We start from the raw sequence: 20,612 nt of genomic DNA on the forward strand, positions 1-20,612 counted from the left end.
AGCTCACGAACCGGTCCAGTTCGGGTCTTTCGCCTGCGCGAGGGTCAGGCTCATCTGGTTCGGGTCCGTCGCCGTGCCCGCGCCGAAGGAGAACCCGAGCACCGTGCCCGGCGCCGGGTCCGAGACGTCGACGCCCTCGTCGGCATAGGTCCAGTTGGCGTTCTGCTTGTCCGGCACCCAGTACGCCCAGTACGGAGCGTTCGGCACGAACCCGGTGCACGGATCGGCGGAACTGGACGGACGAGCGTCGATCCGGCACAAGTACTGGTACGGACCCTGCTGCCCCTGCCCGGTCCCGTGCACCGGAGCGAACCCGGCCTCGCTGAGCGCCTCGAACGCCGTCTCCGGATCACCGGCGACACAACGTCTGGTCACCGAGGCGCCGGCGAAATGCGTGGCGTCCACCACGACCGTCACGCCGGAACTGCCCTGGCACGGGCCGTTCGTGTACGACGCCGGTGCTGCGGCAGCGGGAGAGGAAACGAAAAGGGGAACCGCGAGCACACTGATCGCGGCAGTCTTGGCCAGGGAGAACATAGTGATGTCCTTTGCGGTGAGTGGTCTTGAACGCGACCCGTCACCGCGACACCCCAGTCAAGCGCACGCGCGGCCGGGCCCCGTTCCGCAGTCTTCGACGGTGGAGCCACTCGTGACCGTCAGGCATTCCGACTTGCCCGCCACGAGGCGAGCCTACGGTTGCGAGTCAGCGCCGGCTCTTGCCCGGCTTCCCCTGACGATCACGTTATTCGGTTGTACAGCAACCAAACGCTAGCACCAGAGCCGCGAGTTCCACACCGCTTACCAGGTACCTCACCTGAAGCGATCAAACGGTCACAGTCTGAAGTTGGCCGAATCGATGCCTTGACGTCGTCGGCCGCCTCATCGCCCTTGCCGCGGCAACATCGGATCCATCCGGTCTCGCACGCGGAGCGCGCTCCAGTTAGCCAGCAGAGATTCTGCGCTCGGCGGTCGCCTGGTTGACCACGAAAGCCCGAGTGAGCGGCGCTACTCCCCCGCCCAGGTCGAGCGCACGCCTGCCCGGCTCGCTCAAGCTCGCATTAATTGCCGAAAGAAATCCACGACGACAGGGGGGCCGCATCCAGCTTCTACCCGAATGCTTCGGGGTGTCCTACCCCATTCAGGCCAGTCAAACTGCCGTACCGACAACCGGCCGATGCCAACAAAGCACAAGATTATTCTGCGACCCTCTTATTTGAGGATTTTCACTCGTCGCCGACCAGCGGCTAAACTGGTGTAGCACTGCGCTTAGCCGTTCCCGCTTTGGGAGCGGAGGGTAGCAGGTTCAAATCCTGTCATCCCGACTCGGCTTTGGAGGGGCTGGACCTGCGGGTTCAGCCCCTTTTTCGTGCCGTCCGACGCGGCCCGGGAGCTAGCACAGTGCTCAGTGACACTCCTATTTGAGGATTTTCACATGCGCACCCGAGCCCTGAAGCCCGCTCCGCCGGCCTGGCAGGCCTTGATCAACGAGTGGGCTATGTCACTCGAGCAGGAGACCCCCGCACGATCCGCTGCTATTGCGACGCCGGGGCTGCTTCCGCACCTGACTCGCCGACCCAGTCGCACGGTCGCAAGCGAACGCCCCGCGTCCCTCGGCTTGCCCCGACGCGTCGGCCACGTCCTCGGCAAAGGAAGCAGCAAATGGCACGAATCCCTTCATCGCCGCCACCTGCAAAGAACTTGACCCTCATCGCCGTGTCGGTGCGAGCCATACGTGGCACCAACTCCGCCAGACCACAGTTCAACGACATCCGGTACGGCACTCCGCTTTCAACTAGCGGAATAAAAATCATGCGGCACCTCCGTAGAAGTGACACCGAGATGCCGCATGGAAATAACATCCAAATGATTAAGCACCGGACCGCCGACAACAACTCTCACGCCAACAGGATAATTAGAACGATTCAAGATCCTGAAATTGGCAGAGAACCGGCAGCTTCAAGCAGACCCTGCGATGCCAGCTCATACTAACGCCGCCACCGTCGGCAGGATCGCCGACCTAAAACTCCAAGCTGATCGACCCACATAATTTCAGGCAAGTGAAGAATTACCACTTCGACACGAGGGATGGAAAATTCCCCATTAACCACTAGTCAATTCGTCGAAATAACTTCCAAGCAGAAAATAACTCGATAGCAAGCCAGTGGCCATTACTTCGAGCAATATCCTCGGCAGTTAATTGCTCGAAGTCTTTTGTTCGACAGGACAGATCAGCCCCCCTTGCCAAAAGAAGCGCGGTCGAGTCAACGTGAAGCGGCCCACCTGATTGAGCATGATCGTCGCCTTCCCGGTCAACAGCATGATGGAGCAACGTGAATCCGTTCCACTCTTCATTCACGTCGACACCCTCATCAAGCAGGCTACAAAGGGCGAGGACATTTCCCATCTCTACCGCAGAGTGCGCCGGAGACATTTCAGCCACCCCATCCGCCTTCCGTAACATTCACTCTAACTCCCGGGAATTCGCTTTCAAACTGCCGGACTACTGATTGACACGATATACACATCGCTTTCTCGGTATGTATATTGATAGTACCACGGACATACGGGGATGGCTCCCCTAGATTGTTGGCAATGTAAGTGAGCAGCTTTATCTCGGTGTCAGTTTTACGATTATTTTTCCCAGTCGCAGTAGCTTTATACCTTATTGGATTGTTGACATCGCCAGGCTTCGGCACAGTACCATCTCGGGGCGCACGTCCGCTCACCGACTGAAGCAGCTGCGGGGACTCGCCCTCAATAAGCACCTCAGCCGCAGCAACGTTAGCGTCTTTGCCGACTGAGCCATTCCTCAAGCCAAATATTCGAAGTGCTTCAGCCGCTTCTTTCGCAATATTTCTCGCGCCTGAGGCAGATACGGACCGAGCACCACCCGCCCCCAATCCGCCTGCGACCGACATGCCAAGGTCACCAAGAAGACTAATTCCAGATTCACGCTCGCATTGCCGGTAGTTATCCAAGCAATAAGTCGCTGCGATGACCTTAGCGCCTTCGACATCGTTTTTATGCTCGATCAAGTACTGGAGAGCCTTCCAGCAGCCCGTGCGCCCGAAGCAGATGCTCGCCATCTGATTCTCGCCAACAGCCTCGAAAGAATTATCCCACCATCCAATCGAGCTGGGCATATGTCGCGCTTGCTGAAATAGGTCATACACATCGGCTCGGTTGGACGTTCGTGGAGAGTGCCTTTTCACCCAGCCTGCCCGCTGCTTTTGATCCGCCGCTTGCTCCACTCGCTCCGTATCGGCATCCCATGCTGAACGGGGAGACGACCCGTAGCCCTTCTCCCGGCAGGCGAGACTGTCACCACAGCCAGGCGGCAGCACCATCGGCTCGAGGCCCGAGGGATCGCTCGAGGAAACCGGGCTGTTGTTGGCGTACGAGTATCCGTTGATCTGTTGGGGACTCGCGGGGTTGAACACCGGGTCCAGCGACAGAAAACGACCTGCCGCTGAGTCGTATGCGCGAGCGCCCAGTTGGGTGAGGCCGGTCGACCTGTCCTCGGTGCCGCCGACAAAGCCTCGTTCGCCGGGCAGGTCTGTAGCCGGTCCGCGCGGGGTCCCGAACGGGTCCTGCCTCCGCTGAGTCACACTCAGGTCCGTCGAGTCGACGGCGATCTGGCTCGTGCCCTGGTGGTCTCCGGCCAGCCACGTCAGCTTGCCGCTCGTACGGACCGCGACGATCCCGCTGCCGTGGCTGTAATACCGCGTCGTGCTGACACTTTGACCTGTCGAGTCAGCATGGATTTCCTGGCCGCCCAGGTACAGCGTGGTGCCAGAGGGGTCGTGCCGGAGCAGTCGGCTGCCTCCGGCGTCGTAGACGAAGCTGGTTTTCGCCGAGCCTTCCACGACCGAATCGAGCTGGCCCTCCAATGTCCAATCGAGGTTCTGCTGGGCAGCGATGCCCGGCCGGGTCTTGGTGTTGCCGATCTGGTCGTAGGTGTACTGGCTGTCCGGCTTGCCGGGGACGCTGGTCGAGTTCAGCTGGTGTGGTTTCGCCACCCCGGGATCTGCATAGCTGTATTTGCGGGTGACCTCCCCCGCGCTTGTGTGCTGTGTGTCGGTCAGCCGGTTTCCGGACTTGTCGTAGGTGAACGACTGCCAGTAAGGAGCCGGACCGGTAAGAGAGGCGGTCGACGGAGCGCTGTCGCATGCCGCAGCTGGCGGTGTCCAGGCGTCGGTGAGCCGCCGCAGGTAGTCGTAGCGGAAGCACTGGGTGTCCGCTGGCTGGTCTTGTGGCGTGTTGGAGATAGAAGTGATGTTTCCGGCCGGGTTGTAGGCATAGTGAGTGTCCGCCTGCATCGGGTGCGGAACCTCGGCGTCGACGATGGTCCGGTCCAATCGCCGGGTGTGATCGTCGTAGTAGTACGACTGCCAGACCCGGTGGTCGCCTTGGCCGAGTTGCAGACGCTGGATCTCGCCGTAGCGGCTGTAGTCCGACGCGGTGACGTAATCCGCGTCGCCGTTCGTGGTGATCGGATGGCCGAGGTCGTCGTAGGCATAGAGCATGCTCTCGACGGCCAGGTCGCCCGCTGCCGGAAAGCTGGAGCCGCCGACGCTGCCGTCCGGGTTGTAGGACAGGTAGGTTGTGTACGAGCCGGCGAGTTTGGGGCCTTCGACCGCGGGAATGGTGACGGTCTGGATGGTCGGCTGATACAGCGGTGAGTAGGCGTTGACCTTTTCGGCGTAAGCGTTGCCGTTGACCCACCGGGTCGAGCTGGCAAGCTGCCCGACGCCCTTGAACGCTGTGTCATAAACCCATTCGGCCATTTTGGTGCCGGTGGTGCTGCCCTGATAGGTGCCGGTCTTCCGGCCGAGGGCGTCGTAGCTGTACGCGAGAGTGACGTTGCGGGCGTCTGTCGTGCTGACCTGCTGGCCGAGCTCGTTGTAGGCATAGGTCGTCGTGCCGCGGTCGGGATCGTTGGCTTGCTTCAGCTGGCCATGAAGGTCGTAGCTGTAGGTCCAGTGGTTGCCGCTCGAGTCCGTCACCGACGCGAGCTGGTTCGCAGCCGTGTATCCGTAGGTGGTCTCGTCGTAATCACCGGTCGGTTGCGCGCCGTGGTACTGCCGCAGCGCACGCGTGCGTCCGCGGGCGTCCGTGACGGTCGTGGTGGGCACCCCGCCCGCCGGTGGGGTCACGCTGGTCCAATCCCCGCCGTAAGTGGTCGTGGTGCGCCACTTTTCGGCACCGCCTGCCTGGTAGACCGCAGCGATCGACCGGCCCGCGCCGTCGAACTGCGTGACAGTGAAGCCCGGGATCTCGGTGTCGCTCGCGACCCAGAGCTTCGTGTCGACGTTCTGGTCGTTGTAAAACGGCTGGGTCGTCTTGTACGCGCGGTTCTGCGAGTCGTAGCGCGTGTCGACCAGCAGTCGCCCGCCGCCGGGTGCGGGCGATTGCACTTGCCGAGGACGGTAGAAGCTGTCGTAGATCGTGGTCGCGGTGACGAACCGGCCGTTGGCGTTCACGCTCGTCGTTGAAACGGCACTCGGCCCGTCATTTCGAATGTCATAGGCAAAGCGGGTGTTGCCCTGCGGGTTGTCCGGACGCGGCCTGTTCGGCAGCCATATCTCGGCATTGCGGCCCAGCGCGTCGTAGGCGATCTCCTTGACCCGTCCGTTCGGATCAGTCGTGGTCTTGGCTGCACCCCAAGCAGGTTCAAAGACAGTCGTCGTCTTCTGGTTGAGCGTGTTGGCAGTCACCAGCTGCGTGACCGGTCCGCCGGTCGCCGGCGTGTAAATGCTCGTGGCCTCGTGGCCGACGGCGTCGATGACTTTCGTGGTACGGCCGTAGACATCGCGCTCGGTCTTCGCGGCTGCCCGGTAGACCGGCTTGCCGTTGTCGTACCTGTCGAGGTCCTGTACCGACGTGACGTCACCGACGGTGGGTGCCGCGCCAGCAGGTTGATTGTCGTAGAACGAGACGGCATCAGAGCCAGCATCGCGCGGGTAGACCGGTGGTGTTCCACAAGCGACAGTCGTGCTCTCGACTCGGGACGGGTACGACAGCATCCACAACGCAGTGTTCTGCGCATAAGTCGTGGTAGTGCACTTGTCGTCCGCCGGGTCGCTCACGTCCCCGAGGTCGCTGACCTGCGTCGGCAAGCCGTTGGCGTCGTACGCGGTAGTTGTCTTCGTGGTTCGCCATCCGCCAGCGGCCAGCGCGGTTAAGCTTCGAGACGTTCCGGGATGAACGATGTACGCCTTGTACGTATCGCGTGTCGCGGTCGGCCCTTGCCAACTCGGTTCGCTGATGGACTTGCCGACAACAGGCCCGTTAGCGCCGTTTTTCGTGATGGTCTCAAGCGTGTAGCCCTGCAACCAGTCTTCGTCAGGATGGCTGCCGTTCTCGTCGTCGGAGACCGAGACCACACGGGTGCCGTTGTTGGGGAGTTTGTCCCCATTCATCCCGCGGAAATAGCGGGTTTCCGAATAGCTCTGCGGGCCGGAGGGATCGTCCGGCCTGCCGTTGCGGACGATGACCTTCCCGAAGCCGCGGAACTCGTTCCAGGTCTTCTTGTCATCAGAGGTGAATTCGGACGTGCTGTAGTGCCAGGCAGCGCCTTCCGGGTACTCGTAGCTGGTGAGCTGTTCGGTGCTCGAACTGATCCGATCGGACTGGACGACCGACGAGACAACGTACTTCTGGAAGTAGTCGGTGCGTTCGGCATAATGCAGCGGCGCCCAGGTGGTCGGGAAACAGCGTTTGGTGTTGGTTTCCGGGTTTGCGGGCAGCGAGGTCGCGGTGCAGTCCAGGTCCGCGTAGTTCACGGTCGTGACACCGCCGGACTCGGAGATGATCGCGGACAGCCGGTATCGGTTGAGCGGACCGATACCGTCGGCTTTGTCGACGCGGTTGGCTAGGTGCTTGCCCTCGAAGGTCACCGGCGGAACTGAAATCGGCGTGCCCACGAGGCCGGTTCGGGTGATGCCCTTGAGCCACAGCGCCGCCTTCTCGCCGTCGCCGGGGTCCGGGAATTGCTGATCGAGCGACCAGCTGTTCACATCGGCGTAGCCGGTGCCCGACCTCACCTGCGTGGTGATCTTGGCGAGGCGTTTCGTCGACCAGAACGTCGGGCTGGGATGGTCCTTGCAGCTCGCGGTGTCGCATCGGTCCGAAAGCGGTACGTCCGGCCAGTTCTCCGGCTTGTCGAAGGTGCACTGGCTGCCCGGGATGCATCGGTCCGCAGTCGTGAAGACGACCTTCCCCACAGCCGGTGCGGCGACGTGGGTGTTCAGTCCGTACTGGATCTCCCGCAGGGTGCCGCCGCGGACGTAGGAGACCGGAGTGTCCTTCCCGTTCTGGCCGTAGTTGTTGGTCTCGACGTCGTAGGTGTAGAGGATTTCGTTGCCGTGCGGGTCGATGACCTTGTCGAGGTTCCAGCGGTAGCCCTGGACGCAGGAGGACTCCTCGAAGTTGCCACTCGCGGCATGACAGGGTTCGCCAGCGTCGTCACCGTAGACCGGAACGGTCCACGTGGAGTTCGCCGAGGCGGTCGAGCCGAAGAAGTACTGGGTGCCGTCGGTGGTCGTGATCTTCCAGGACTCGCCGTCCTTGGCACCGTTTCCCGCACCGGTCAGGTGTTCGATCCGGGCGCCGGTGTCGCTCCGTTGCCGCCACACGTTCTTCGTTGTGTCGTGGATCAGCATGCCGCCGGAACCGTTGTAGGCGGCGGTCGCGTTGTCGGACTTCCAGCACAGGTCGCCGACCTTCGGCGGGGTGGTCCCGCCTTCCTTGTCGTCCCGGCAGGCACCATATGTGCGTTCGACGAATCCTGGTGCGAGATCCCATCCGTCGCCTACCCACGACGCCTGGTTGTTCGTCGCGCTCGTGCGTCCGTCCACTGCGGACGACGAATAGGAAAGTCCGAGGTTCGGGGTCAGGTCTCCGGGCACTGGCGGGACTTCGAGCGGGTAAGACCAGCTGAAATCGCCGGTCTGCGCGCTCACGTCCCAGGTCGCGGACGGGCTGAGGGAGGTCGCCTTGGAGTTTCCACCGCCGTCCGGCGCGGTCGATCCGGCCGGCTGGTTTCCGCGCAGTGCGCGAGTGGATGCCTCGTCCGGTGCCCGGGGCGTCATCGTCTGCTGCGTCACTTTGGTGGAGTTGACGGTCGGCAGCGGAACGCTGGGTCCCCCGGCCGCGCTCGCGATGTTCTCGGTGCTGACGGCGGTGAGCACGAGTGAGCAGATGAGCGCCGCGGTGATGCCGCGACGAGTGCGGTGCGTCGGCGACTTGCGCATGGTTCCTCCAGGCTGGGCAGGACGAAGTCCTGGGAACGCGAGGCGGGGCGACGGCGGGTGGCGGGGCCACCCGCCGTCGCAGCGGTTCGGGACGGATCAACCAGGCGAAACAGCGGTCTTTGCCTGGACCGAGGCAGACTTCTCCGGAAGGAACAGTGCCGAGCTTGCTCGGACACCGGCCGGGAAGACCGGAGCCGTGTCCGGCACCTTGTCCAGCGTGTAGCCCAGCGGCTGGTCGACGACCCAGCCCTCGCAGTCGGCTCTCGCGCTCACGAGCGACTCGCCCGCGGGACTGGAACACCGATAGATCGCATGCGCCTCGATGCCGGCCGGGGCAGCCGTCCACAAACGACCCATCGCGCCGATCACTGTCTTCCCGCCGCAAGCGGGATCGAGCGAAGCGAACTGGTCAGTGTCCCTGCGGCAGCTGATGAGCGGTTGAGTGCCGGAAGGAGAACCGAGCGACACGAAACCCAGCGGTCCCTCGAGGAAGTATCCGGGAGCCACTCCGGCGGAAGTGCTGAAGTGGTCCTCGGTCGTGCTGTTGTTGTAGCGGAGAAGCGGCGCGTACGCGAGCGTGTAGCCCAGGACCCCTTCCACCGTTGCTCCTTCGCACGTCGCGTCCAGCGACTCGAAGTGGTCTGGTCCGGTGTTGCAGCGGTAGACCGCGACGGTGTCGATGTTTGTCGGCTGGACGGTGTAGACCGATCCGATCGGGCCGCCGACCGACTGGCCCTCGCAAGCCGGGTCTGGCGAGGTGAAGGCGTCCACGCCCGCGTAGCAGGAGAACAGCGTGCGGGTGTTGGACTGGCTGCTGTCGATGAGCAGGCCCAGCGGCCGGTCGAAATGATGACCAGCTGGTGCTGGATTGGCTGTGGCGGCCGTTGCTCGGCGCCCGGCGCCGTCGACGTACCGTCCGAGCTGCCCGGCCGCAGTCGCCGGCCAGTTGTCCCGCCGTTGGATGGCGTCGTCGGGCAACACGTCGTAGTGCGTCGAAACTTCGTCGATCAGCCCGGGGAAGAATTCTGCCGGGCTGCCGTTCACCAGTCCGCGGCCGACAGCGAATCCCTTGGCTGCGGGCCAGGGTGCGACGTTGTTCTGTACGCCGCCGAGCTGTCCGTCCACGTAGATGCGGAACTGTTTCGCGGCCGCGTCGTAGACCCCGGTGAGAGCGGTCCATCGATTCGCCTCGGGTACCTGGAACGAAGCGGTGTAGTTCAGCGGCGCCGCGTCCTTGTCCTGCGTAGCCGCGCCAAAAACCCAGCGGTTGAGGTCCGGCCGGTACTGCAGCACGAACCCGCTCATCCGCGTTCCGTCCTGGCTCACCGCAGTGGCGACCCGGTCAGTGCGAGTCAGCTTCGCCCACGCCGACACGGTAAAGCTGCGGGTCATCGGCACGCCCACCTCGGAGGTCGTCGCGGTGCCGTTCACCCCGTCGAGCTGCAAAGCGTTGCCCATGACACCGTTGGCGACGATCGACGACCCGCCGGACAACGTCGCGTCGTTGTGCCGCCACGAGTAGTCGCGCCCGGTGCCATTGTCGAAGTGCCACTGCCCCGCGTCCGCCTCGGAGACGTCCGCGATCACCCGGCGGATTTCGCCGTCGCTGAGCGCTTTGCCGAACACACGCACGTCGTCGACGGCCCGGGCATAGAAGCCCGTGTTCTGGCCGTTCCACTTGCTGCGGCCGATGGTGAACGGACCGCTCGACGCACCGATCGTCACCCCGATCTGGATCGCGGTCAGCGCACCGTTGACGTACAGCTTCATTTCGTGCGCTGCGGCGTCGTACACGACACCGAGATGCGTCCATTCACGCGGTGAGACCTTGACGTCCGACACGATCGTCGTGACTGCCGGGTTGTCCTGATCCGCCTGCGGAACGGCCACCGTCCATTTGCCCGTGCTGCCGCTGTAGCGGAGTTGGAAGGCGCTGGCCCGGTTGCCGTCCTGGCCCAAGACCGCGTAGTCGTGAGTCCCGGCGTCGGTGAGTACCGTCCACGCCGTCGCGGAGAAGCTCTTCGTCGTGTCGAGCACCGGGCCAGAGGTTTCCGCGTAACCCGACGTGCCGTCGAACCACACCGCGGCACCGTTGCGCCCGCCGGACCATTCGGCCCCGCCCTTCATCGTGGCGGTCTTGCCCTGCCCGCTCGAATCGCCAGCCGCGGTGCCGGTGTTCTCGTCGAACTTCCAATACGCCTTGTCGGCTGTCGGCAGATCCGGCGGCGTTTCGTCCAGCGCCGGGTACGAGGAATACAGCGCGAAGATCCGGTCCCGGTCCAGCGCTCCCGAATACAGCCGCACGTCGTCGACGCGGCCCGGCCAGAACTGCGCCAGCGCACCGGCGACCTTCCCGCGGCCGAACTCCGCGCCGCCGTTCGCCTGCCAGGCGGAGTCGAGCGTTCCGTCGCCGACCCGCTTGCCGTTCACGTAGAGCCAGGTTTTGCCGGTCTGCTTGTCGTACACGCCGGTCAGGAACGCCCAGGTGTTGATTTCCGCGGGCAAGGTGGACACGGCGGCCTTGACGACCGTCGGACTATCCACATCGGATCCGGCCATCTCGAACACCCACTTCCCGCAGGCATTCGGATCGCCCGGCATGCCGTCGAAGCAGGCTGCCGACATTTCATCCGCTACGTGGCCGAGCCGGAACTTGCTCGTGTGCACGCCGTCGAGGCTGACCGCGGTGAACTTCGAGGTCGTGTCGCTCTTGCGATCCAGGTACACCCACGCCGACGCCGTGAAGCTGTCGTCGCTGCGAAGGTCGACGCCGGTGGTCGAAGCCGCTCCGGTCTTGCCGTCAAACGAGATCGCGTTGCCGACCCGCCCGGACACCAGGCGCGCGCCGCTGTTCAGGGAGCCTGTCCGCGCGCCGGCCGAATCAGCGACGTTGCTGCCGCTCGACTCGTCGAGCTGCCACTTGTGCACCAGGTTGAGTTCCTTGCCCGCCATCGTGCGGATCTCGTCGCTCAGCAGCGCGCGGGGGTAGACCTTGACGTCGTCGACCGCTCCGGAAAGCTGGCTCCCCCACGCTCCTACGGATTTCCCGCGGCCGATGTCGAACTCGCCGGTCGCGTTCCACACCGTGTCGACGGTCTTCGTCCCGGTCAGCGTTCCGTTGACGTAGAGCTGCATTTCTTTGGTCGCGGCGTTGTAGCTCGCCACGAGGTGCGTCCACACCTCTGTCTGCACCGGCTGGTCCGACTGCACCAGCACTGCCGGCGGGGCGTCGGAGTCGGCGGCGCACATCGCGAAAGCCCACCGATCGGCCGCGCTGCCGGTGTAGCCGAGGATGAAGGACGAAGCACGGGCGCCGCTCTGACTCGCCACCGACCCGACCCCGGCGGTCTTCACGCCGAGTTTGACCCAGCTCGTGACCGAGAAGCTCTTCGTGGTGTCGACCGCGGGCGGCGCGGACACCGCACCCTCCGCGCCGGTGAAGTTCGCGGCCAGGTCCTTGGGGTCCGGGTTGTTGTTCTGCCCCGGAGTCCACTCGACCTTGCCGACGACAGTACCGTTCAGACCGCGGCCCGAACCGTCCTTCACATCACCGTCCAGCGCCCACGACGCGGCGGGAACGCTGTTCTGCGCGACGATGCCCTGGATCTCCGCTACCCCAAGCGGGCGGCTGTACGCGCGCACCTCATCGACCGCTCCGGCCCAGAAGCCCGTCGGCCCGCCGTACTGCCCCCTGCCGATCACGAACGCGCCGCTCGCCATCCACGGCGCGACGGGTGCCGGCGCGGTTCCGGCTTGGACGCCGTTCACGAAGAGCGTCAGCGTCTTGGCCGAACTGCTGTATACGCCCGAAAGATGCGTCCACACCCCCGGTTGAACCGTATTCGCCGCTGACCGCGCCTCGGCGGCCGTGCCTCCGGTGGCGTCGCCGCCGTTCATCCCGAAGATCCAGGTTCCGCCGTTCTGCTTGAGGTAGAAGCCGCTGGCGTTCACCCCGTCCTGAGACACTGCGGCCATGTCGGCGAGCTTGCTCGGCTGCACCCATGCGTTGACCGTGAAGCTCTGGTCCGTGCGCACCGCGGGCCCGGCAGTCGATGCGAAGCCTTGTGCGCCGTCCAATGCAAGAGCGCTGTTGACCGCTCCCTGCTGTGTGAACGCGGCTCCGGTGTGGAGTGCGGCCATTTCGCCGCCCGCGGCGCTGTTGCGGGCCGTTGTCCCCTCAGCGTCGTCGAAGTTCCAGTACCCAGCTGTCACGTTGTCGAGCGTGACGATCGACTTCACTTCCGAATCGCCCAGAGCCCGGTCGTAGGTGCGGACTTCGTCAATCGCGCCCGAGAAGTAGTCCGCACCAGCACCTGAAGGTGTGCTGCGGCCCAAGGCGAACTCTCCGTTGGCGGCCCACGGCGAGGTCCAGTCCGCAGTCCCCGCCAAGTCGCCGTTGACGTAGAACCGCACCTTCTTCGCAGCCGCGTCGTACACCCCGGCGAGGTGCGTCCACGTTCCCGACGCTGCCTTTTCCGGCGAGACGATCGTCGTCGGCGCGGCCGAAGCGGAGTCCGACGGACGCAGTTCCATTGCCCACTTGTCGGACCCCGTACCGGTGTAGCCGAGCCGCACCATGGTCGCGGCAGCACCGTTCTGGCTGAGCAGCGTTTCCCAGTTCGACGTCTTCGCCGCGAGGTTCACCCACCCGGCGAAAGTGAATCCGGCGGCAGTGCTCGCCGAAACCGGAGCCGTCGCGTAGTCGCTCGAACCGTTGAGCTTCAATGCGGACCCGATCGATCCCTGCACGTAGGACGGAGCACCGTGCAGCGTCGCGTCCCGGAAGCCGAGCGTCGCGGAGTCTTTAGGGGAACCGTCGAACGACCATTGGGCGAGCGGTCCGTTACCGGCCCGGACGTAGAAGTGGTACGCCTTCACTGGGCTGCGGTGGCCTGCCCGGTCGACGCTCTGCACATACAGGTCCCGTGGCCCGTCTCCTGGAGGTGCCAGGGTGACGGATGCCTTGCCGCCCAGTGCGTCCGCGTCGATCTTGGTCGAGGGTGCGTTGTTCCAACCGTAGAGGTAGTGGTCGATATCCGCGACGCCGTTCGCGGTGAAGGTGAAGGTGTCCGACACCCCGACTCCGCCGTGCCAGGTGTTGTCCTCGCGGTACACCGGCGCGGACACTGCGGGAGGCTTGTCCACGCCGACCTGGTCGACCACGAATGGGGGTCCGAATGTGGAGAGTCCGCGATCGGCACGGTCGAACGCGGTCACCTTCCAGGTGATTGACTGGCCGTCGCGACCCGACAAGTCGACGGTCGTGCTCGCGAACGCGCCGGACGCTTGATAGATGTCCGGCTCCCGGTGGTCGGCCGCCGGACCGCCGTAGATGTCCCAGATCGCCTTGAGCTGGTCGTTGCCGTCCTGGTCGGACAGCCTGCCCAACAGCCGGATCGAGCTGTCGCCGACGTACGGCTTGCCGCCGCACCACTTGCACGGAGCAGGCAACGGCGGATCGGTCTTCACTTCGTACGGCGAATTCGGCCGGGTGTTGTACCAGACCCGGAGGAAGGTCGTCGGGACGTCGAACTTGCGCCACCAGGCACGGTCGCCCTCGTTGCCCGCCTGCAGGTAGTAGTTGCTCACCGTGCCGGGGCGGACATCGCCGGGATTGAGGTCGAACCCGACGCCCTTGTACCCGTCGCAGCCCGGATAGTTGCTCGGCACCTGCGCGTCCGGGCCGACCTGGCCGCCGCCGGGCATGTTGTTCCAGGTGGTGCCGAACGAAAGCCCAGCCCCGGCGAGGAACAGCTTGTGATTGTTGGTGCTGCACTGCGGCCCGTAGACCACGGTGGTGTCGAAGTGCACGTCGTTGATGATCTTGTCGGCGAGGAACGTCGTGTCGAATTGGAAGTAGGTCCGCGCCAGGCCGATGCCGTTGCAGCCGGCGAAGTCACAGTTGCCGACCTTCGCCCACGCGTCGGCGTCGTTCGTGCCGTTGACGTAAGTCTGGTTCGGCTTGCCGGAGAAGACCTTCGCCCACATCGACTGGTTCCAGCCGCGCATGTCGGGGTCGATCACTACCGGGAAGCGCGTCGACGGGTCGTCCAGCATCGCGACCGAAGGATGGAGAACCAGCATCGAATCCTTGACGGACGCTCCGACCTGAGCCCTGGCTGTCTCTGGCCCGCGTGCGTCCCACATCGACGACGAGGGCGCGGCGAAGACGATCTTCCCGGACGGATCGGTCGCCTTGATCCGGCCCGCTTCGTCGCTGCTGACCGAGAGCCCAGCCGCGGAAAGCTTGAAGGAAACCGCGCGCAGTGCCGGGTTCTTGGCAGCTTCAGCGTTCTTGACCACTAGCCGCTGGTTATAGCCGTCCGCGACGGCCTGCATGACGAGGTCGACACCAGGGAAAACCTCGCGATAGGTCGCGTTCGCACCGTCGAGAACCGGAGCGGGAAGCTTGTGCGGCCAGGCCAAGGACAGCTTCTTGTCGCCCTTGCCAAGCGTCACCAGCGGGGCATCGCCACCAGCGGAGAACGACAGGTCGTTCACCGTCGCCTGTGGCCGGACCGCCCCGTCGGCAGACTTGGCGAGAGTCGCATTCACTGGCACCCAACCGTTGCCGTGCCGCACGCGCACTGGCGTGGAAGCCAGTTCGGCGGTCGACTGCCCGTCCGGCTGGGCGAAAACCCGCTTGGTCTCAGTGGTTTGGTCCGCCACCTCAACCTGCGTCCCCTGCCGCCGGGCAGCAGCGAACGCCGCGACCGCGTCGGCCGCGGAGTCCACCGGGGTGACATTCAGCTTTGACGGCGTGCTCGCGGTGACTATCCCGAGCGCGCCTGCCAGCAGGAGCACAACCAACCCGAAAACGCGCAGCTTGAACCCGCGCGCCAGTCTTCGACGCTTCACGAAAGGTGGCCCCCTCGGCCTGGTCAGCGCGCGTCCCCCGACCCGCACGACCCGAAAGTAAAGAGAAGAATCCACGACTGTAGAGAAACGGCAAAGCCGCCGTTCGGGTGACCACTTTGGCCAGAAGCTCGACAATGTCGCCAGATGTCCGTATTGCCGCAATAGCCTCGCGGTGCCGCGATCGCGCCAGCCGCCGAACGGAGCAAGCGTTGTGCCGGTTGGTCTAGACCGGATGATCAAGTTGTTATCAACTCACGGTAGCGACTGGCCACAAAGGATGGTCCGCTGAGTGGCACGGTCCGATTGTCACGCCAGTGGGACGCCTGTGCCGCAAGACTTACCGGCATCGGAAGGGTCGATTCTCGGTCGTGGCGTCACAAGGCCGGGAGGGGCGCAGGTCCGCTCGCCGTCGCCGACGCAGCAGGTCTTGTGTTCGAAACTGCTGGCGTCGACATGCCCCGTCTGTTCTCTGCCTCGAACCGAGCACCCACGGGACCGCTGCCGGGCCGCGAGCTGCTCCAGCCGAATGCGCCAACCGTCCACGCACGAGCAGCCTCGTTCAATTCCGACTGGTAGTTCGGGTGACGGCGGCAATGACGGTCGAAGCCAGGACCCAGCCCGCAAGGACGGCAATCCACACGACTATGCGCCCGACACCGACAGCGGTGTAGGACTTTTCCTGCCCGAGATCGAGTATCGGCAGAACGACGTCGAGCGCGTAAACAGCAGAGTTGAACGGAGGAGCCGATCCGGCAACGGGGTAAGGTCTCCAGACGGCGCTGCAGACGGCCACAACAATGGTCAATCCGGCTAACCAGGCCAAGGCACGAACTGGCCGATATCCGTACCCGACGGTGACATCTTGAAGAAACCCCCAAAGTTTTGGGAGGAAACGTTGCCGGCGCGTCCGATCGCGGCACTTCGCAAGCAGGACCGTGCGAGCACCGTGATCATGACCAGCTTCGCGATATTGCCGCGCGAGCTGCTCGTACGGCTGCGGTGAATCCGAGCCCTCGTCGCGCTTCAGCCACGCGACGCGTTCTTTCGCAGACAGCAGTGGGCGAAGCGTCTGGTACGTCATTCGATCTAAATTGAGGACCCTGGGCCAATATTTCTGATTGTCCACCAACGCGGTGACAACCGAGCCAGCTAGGTTGACCTGTACTAGATCGCCGGGGAGAACCTCTAGACAGAGCATTTTAAGGTGGCTGTCTGAAAGAGACAGCATGTGCTCATCGTCCACTCGATAGGCCAGCTTCACACTCCCGCCGGCGGTCGCTGAGTCGAGATCTACTGCTCCGCTGATCATCGCTCCATACCCGACAGTGATGTCGCCGGACACAACCATCTTCGGCGCACGAAGAGCCGGGCGGCCGCTGGCGGCAAGGTTAGCCCTGTCGAGTTCAAGACCAGCGCCAATGTCAGCGCTCCACAGGTTCAAACCGCCGCGAACCGTCAAACCGCGGGCGTAGAAGCCGCCTGCGACCTCGATGCTGGGTGCGCTGATCGCGTAGTCGCCTTCCTGATCTCCCACTTTCGTGCCGGTAAGCCAAAGGTCGCCGCCGACACGCGCGCCGAACAGATCAATCCCCCCGTCGATTCGGCTACTCGCGATGCGTACATCCAGCCGCGCAAGGAGGTTGGACGCACGCAACGCCGGAAAGCGTCCCGAGGAGAGGGTAGCGTTGCAGAGTTCCAGAGCAGCGCCGATCTCGGCACCCCAAAGATTGACGGTACCCAAAGCTTCCAGACGATTTGCATAGACACCGCCTGCGACGCGAATGCCCGGCGCGTCGATGGCGGGGGCTTCCTGCCTGGCCCCCTGCACACACGAACCAGTGAGCCAGAGATGACCGTCAATTCGCGCACCAAACAGGTCGATCCATCCGATACGCGTGTCCGTCAGAGCAAGGTCACGCGCAATCCGCAGAGACCGTCCATCGAACGCTGGCATCGCGCACGCGCGGAACTCCAGCAGCTTGACATCGCTGTCCCCGATCGCGACCGGCTCATCGAACGTACAGTTCTCGAACACGAGCGGGACTTCGACGTCCGCGTTCCGCAGTTCTAGCGCACCGCTGATGCGCGCGTCACACAGATGAAACAGCGGTGCTCGTCCGCGCTGCAGAGTCGCTCGGCCGAGCAGGACCCGCATGATGGTCGTCGCTGCCACTGATGCCAGACGTACCGGCTCACCCCTTTGGACATGACTCGCGATGCGTTGCTCGATCACGCGTTCAGGATTGCGGTTGCGCATAACCACGGACTATTCCGCAGAGGCACAGTCAGCGCGATCGTCCGAACGCTCGAATCGAAGCCCCTCGAAGTTCGTGCAGCTTCACGGACGGAGCCTGCGCCACCGGACTCGGGATAGGGGCTGGCGCAGCGCTTGGTGGCGCTCCTGCTTGAGGGTTCTCTCGTGCGCGCCTGAGCCCGGATCCCGGGCCGACCGTCCCCATCGCCCCAATGGGATTCACATACCAGAACGCCGGCCCATTTGCTGCTTCCATGCTTCAATCAGGGCGAGCGCCAGCCAATGACCGTAGCCTTGAGCCATCTCCTCTGCCGTCTCCCGCGCGGAATCAGTGGTTCGACGAAGGGGGTCGGCTCCGCGAGCGAGAAGGTAAGCCGTGACGTCGACATGCAATGGATTGCCCGTCTGCCCGTGACCATCGCCTTCGGCATCAATAGCGTGATGCAAGAGCGTCATTCCGTTGCATTCTTCGTTTACGTCGACCCCTTTATCCAAAAGGTCCCGAAGAGCGGGGAGGTCGCTCATCTCGACCGCGATATGCGCAGGAGTCATATATTCAACCACAAGAACACCTTATCTACCACTCGGGACAGCTAAGTCAATTACTGAAAATTCTTCATTGAACAGGTGGATCATCCGAACCAGCGGTCAACACCGGGGAACGCCGAGCACCACAACAATCTCGGCCGGTTCCGTGGTGTCGTCACCGTAGACAGCTACCGCGTTCAAGTCGCGTTCCACAGGCAATTCCAGGCGAAGCTGGCCATTCGGGTCATAGAGCAATACTGACGATCGAGTCAACTGAATAACACCACGATGCAGCAGCTCAAGCCCCTCCGGCACGACCGGCTCTTCGACACACGAGACAGCAACCACCCCGCTCGCCGACTGGCGAACGGGCACATGCAGTGAATCCTTGCCAGCGTGCACATTTTCCCGCGCGGGATCCCAACCCGAGTGGTCGTCGACGCTGTCCGGAGAAGAAATCACCAGCAGGCCGAACGAAACCGAGCTATGCCACCTCCGTAGTAGCTGTCGCCGTAGCTGGCGAAATCCGAAAAGCTAGTCACTGTCAGTATTCCTCCAGCACTATCTGACCGACGCCGAGGGAGACCGCCAGAAGCGGCTTCCCGCTCTCTCCCTCGGCCGTCGACGACTGCTACATATCCTGCTCCCAGCTGCCGCGAGTGTCGACGTTCGCGGCGTCCGCCAGTGACTCCAGTTCCGCGATCTCCTCGTCGGCGAGCGCGATGTCGTGAGCGCGGACCAACCCGTCTAGGTAAGCCGCCTTTGTGACCCCGATGATCGGGGTGGTCCCCTTGGCGATGGCCCAGGCGGTGGCGACGTCGGCGGCGGACGTGCCTCGGGTCGCGCCGATCGTTCCCATCCGGTCCGTCAGCGCCTGCAGTTGGGGCAGGATGTCGTTGTACGCGGCTCCCCGGCTGCTGCCCTCCGGCAACGGGCGGGACGGGCTGTACCTGCCGGTCAGCGCGCCTTGTTCGAGGACCATGTAGGAAAAGAACCGCACATCGTTCTCGCGGCAATGCTCCAGGATGCCCGCGCGCTCGGAACTCCGGTACAGCAGGCTGTAGTGGTTCTGAACCGCCTCCACCCGGAAACCGGCCTCGCCGAGGGTCTGATCGGCGAGAGCGATTTCCTTCAGGTTGTGGTTCGAGACGCCGACGTGCTTGATCCGGCCGCTCTCCAGCTGCGGGATCAGGAGCGGCGTCCAGCGGGCCACGTCGGCCGGGTTGTGGATCCAGTACAGATCCACATAGTCCGTGCCCAATCGGCCGAGGCTCTGCTCCAGCATGTCCGCGACGGGATCGTCGCCGTCGCCCGCGATCTGCGGGGTGAACTTCGTCGACAGCTGGTACTCGCTGCGCGCATAGCCTTTCAGCGCCTGGGCGAGGACCGTTTCCGAGCGGCCCATGCCATACACAACCGCGGTGTCCCACAGCGTGAGCCCGGTCGATTGCGCCTTCTCGACGACTTCTCGCAGGCCGGACGCGGTCAGCTGGCTGCCGAAATAGCCGTCGCCTGCCTCGCCGCTGTCTCCCCAGGCCCACGTGCCCAGCGCCACCGTCGGCGTCTTGCTCGTCATGTCCGTTGGCTCCATTCTCAGTTCCGAACGTTCGATCCCACGAGACCGCGACGGCCGCCGTCCGAGAAGGTCGCGCTTATTGGGGGTACTGCTTCAACCCCTTTCGCGCCGCGGCCCACGGCTACTGTGAACGGCATGGACCAGCAGTCCGGAAACCGCGCCGAGATCCGGCACTTCCTTTCCAGCCGGCGCGCCAAGATCACCCCGGCGCAGGCCGGGCTGCCGACCAGCGCCCGGCGGAGGGTCGCTGGGCTGCGGCGCGAGGAGGTCGCCGTCCTGGCCGGCGTGAGCACGGAGTGGTACACGCGGTTGGAGAAGGGGCACATCGGCGGCGTGTCCGAAGCCGTCCTCGAGGCAGTCGCCCGCGCCCTGCGGCTGGACGACGACGAACGCACCTACCTGTTCGACCTGGCCCGGTCATCGCGGCCAGCGAGCCGCACGCCGTCGCGTCGCCGGGACGTCGAGGTCCCGCCCCAGGTCCAGTGGCTGCTCGACTCCATGACGATGTCCTCGGCGTTCGTCCGCAACGGCCGCACGGACGTCGTCGCCAGCAATCCCCTGGCCCGAGCCCTGTACGCGCCGATGTTCGGCAGCACCACCGTTGACGAGCGCGGCCGTCCCAACCTCGCCCGCTACATCTTCCTCGACCCCAGCGCTCATTATTTCTTCGTCGACTGGGACGCCGCCTGCGACGCTACCGCCGCTCTCCTGCGCGCCGAGGCCGGACGTGAGCCCCACGACCGGGCGCTGCGCGAACTCATCGGCGAGCTGTGCACCCTCAGTCCGGAGTTCCGCCGCCTCTGGGCCGTGCACGACGTCCTGATCCGCCACGACGGCGTCAAACGGCTCCGGCATCCCGAAGCCGGCCGGTTGGAACTGACCTTCCAGTCCCTCGACCTGCCCCTGCCCGGCCGAGCCGTGCACGACCTGATCACCTACACCGCCGAGCCCGGCACCGAATCCGAAGACCGGATCAAACTCCTCGCCAGCTGGGCAGCTACACAATCCCTGGCGACAGAGCCCGAGCGCCCCTCGCCTCGGCCCGAACCTCGCTGATCCGTCGCGGTTCGCCCGGCCCGCGATTCAGGAATGTGCTGGCGCTCTGCCGTTTCCTCGCACTCCTGGCAAGGGATCCGGCCAG

Annotated in this window: 9 protein-coding genes and 1 riboswitch; of the genes, 1 reads left to right on the plus strand and 8 read right to left on the minus strand. The window is 64.3% G+C overall.

The window, feature by feature from the left end; all coding sequences use genetic code 11:
* Positions 1-3 precede the first annotated feature (3 nt).
* The 8 genes from ABZX37_RS14785 to ABZX37_RS14820 form a co-directional block, all read right to left on the minus strand.
* Positions 4-537, minus strand: coding sequence for a hypothetical protein (locus ABZX37_RS14785; protein WP_354739617.1), 534 nt, complete (start codon positions 535-537; stop codon positions 4-6).
* Positions 538-637: 100 nt separating this feature from the next.
* Positions 638-785: riboswitch (cobalamin riboswitch) on the minus strand.
* A gap of 1,322 nt (positions 786-2,107) precedes the next feature.
* Complete coding sequence (locus ABZX37_RS14790) at positions 2,108-2,431, minus strand: ankyrin repeat domain-containing protein (RefSeq protein WP_354739742.1); 324 nt, start codon at positions 2,429-2,431, stop codon at positions 2,108-2,110.
* 1 nt (position 2,432) lies between these two features.
* Positions 2,433-8,255, minus strand: a complete 5,823-nt coding sequence (locus ABZX37_RS14795; protein ID WP_354739619.1) for an RHS repeat-associated core domain-containing protein — start codon at positions 8,253-8,255, stop codon at positions 2,433-2,435.
* Between the two features lie 96 nt (positions 8,256-8,351).
* Positions 8,352-15,113, minus strand: a complete 6,762-nt coding sequence (locus ABZX37_RS14800; RefSeq protein ID WP_354739621.1) for a LamG domain-containing protein — start codon at positions 15,111-15,113, stop codon at positions 8,352-8,354.
* A gap of 559 nt (positions 15,114-15,672) precedes the next feature.
* Positions 15,673-17,370 (minus strand): hypothetical protein, encoded by a 1,698-nt coding sequence (locus ABZX37_RS14805; RefSeq protein ID WP_354739623.1) that lies wholly within the window; start codon positions 17,368-17,370, stop codon positions 15,673-15,675.
* Between the two features lie 216 nt (positions 17,371-17,586).
* Positions 17,587-17,931 carry an ankyrin repeat domain-containing protein gene (locus ABZX37_RS14810; RefSeq protein WP_354739625.1) on the minus strand — a complete coding sequence of 115 codons (345 nt, stop codon included), beginning with the start codon at positions 17,929-17,931 and terminating at the stop codon, positions 17,587-17,589.
* Between the two features lie 84 nt (positions 17,932-18,015).
* Positions 18,016-18,357, minus strand: coding sequence for a hypothetical protein (locus ABZX37_RS14815; RefSeq protein WP_354739627.1), 342 nt, complete (start codon positions 18,355-18,357; stop codon positions 18,016-18,018).
* A gap of 169 nt (positions 18,358-18,526) precedes the next feature.
* On the minus strand, positions 18,527-19,471 hold the full coding sequence (locus tag ABZX37_RS14820) for an aldo/keto reductase (protein WP_354739629.1): 945 nt from the start codon (positions 19,469-19,471) through the stop codon (positions 18,527-18,529).
* A gap of 135 nt (positions 19,472-19,606) precedes the next feature.
* Here ABZX37_RS14820 and ABZX37_RS14825 point away from each other — a divergent pair, with 135 nt between their 5' ends.
* Positions 19,607-20,527 carry a helix-turn-helix transcriptional regulator gene (locus tag ABZX37_RS14825; RefSeq protein WP_354739631.1) on the plus strand — a complete coding sequence of 307 codons (921 nt, stop codon included), beginning with the start codon at positions 19,607-19,609 and terminating at the stop codon, positions 20,525-20,527.
* Positions 20,528-20,612: the final 85 nt, after the last annotated feature.

The sequence above is a fragment of the Amycolatopsis sp. NPDC004079 genome, from assembly GCF_040610415.1.
GTDB lineage: Bacteria > Actinomycetota > Actinomycetes > Mycobacteriales > Pseudonocardiaceae > Amycolatopsis > Amycolatopsis halotolerans.

Bases quoted from the DNA above. Each gene is read 5' to 3' on its own strand.
- ABZX37_RS14785 (WP_354739617.1), bottom strand. From the start codon at position 537: ATGTTCTCCCTGGCCAAGACTGCCGCGATCAGTGTGCTCGCGGTTCCC.
- ABZX37_RS14790 (WP_354739742.1), bottom strand. From the start codon at position 2,431: ATGTCTCCGGCGCACTCTGCGGTAGAGATGGGAAATGTCCTCGCCCTT.
- ABZX37_RS14795 (WP_354739619.1), bottom strand. From the start codon at position 8,255: ATGCGCAAGTCGCCGACGCACCGCACTCGTCGCGGCATCACCGCGGCG.
- ABZX37_RS14805 (WP_354739623.1), bottom strand. From the start codon at position 17,370: ATGCGCAACCGCAATCCTGAACGCGTGATCGAGCAACGCATCGCGAGT.
- ABZX37_RS14820 (WP_354739629.1), bottom strand. From the start codon at position 19,471: ATGACGAGCAAGACGCCGACGGTGGCGCTGGGCACGTGGGCCTGGGGA.
- ABZX37_RS14825 (WP_354739631.1), top strand. From the start codon at position 19,607: ATGGACCAGCAGTCCGGAAACCGCGCCGAGATCCGGCACTTCCTTTCC.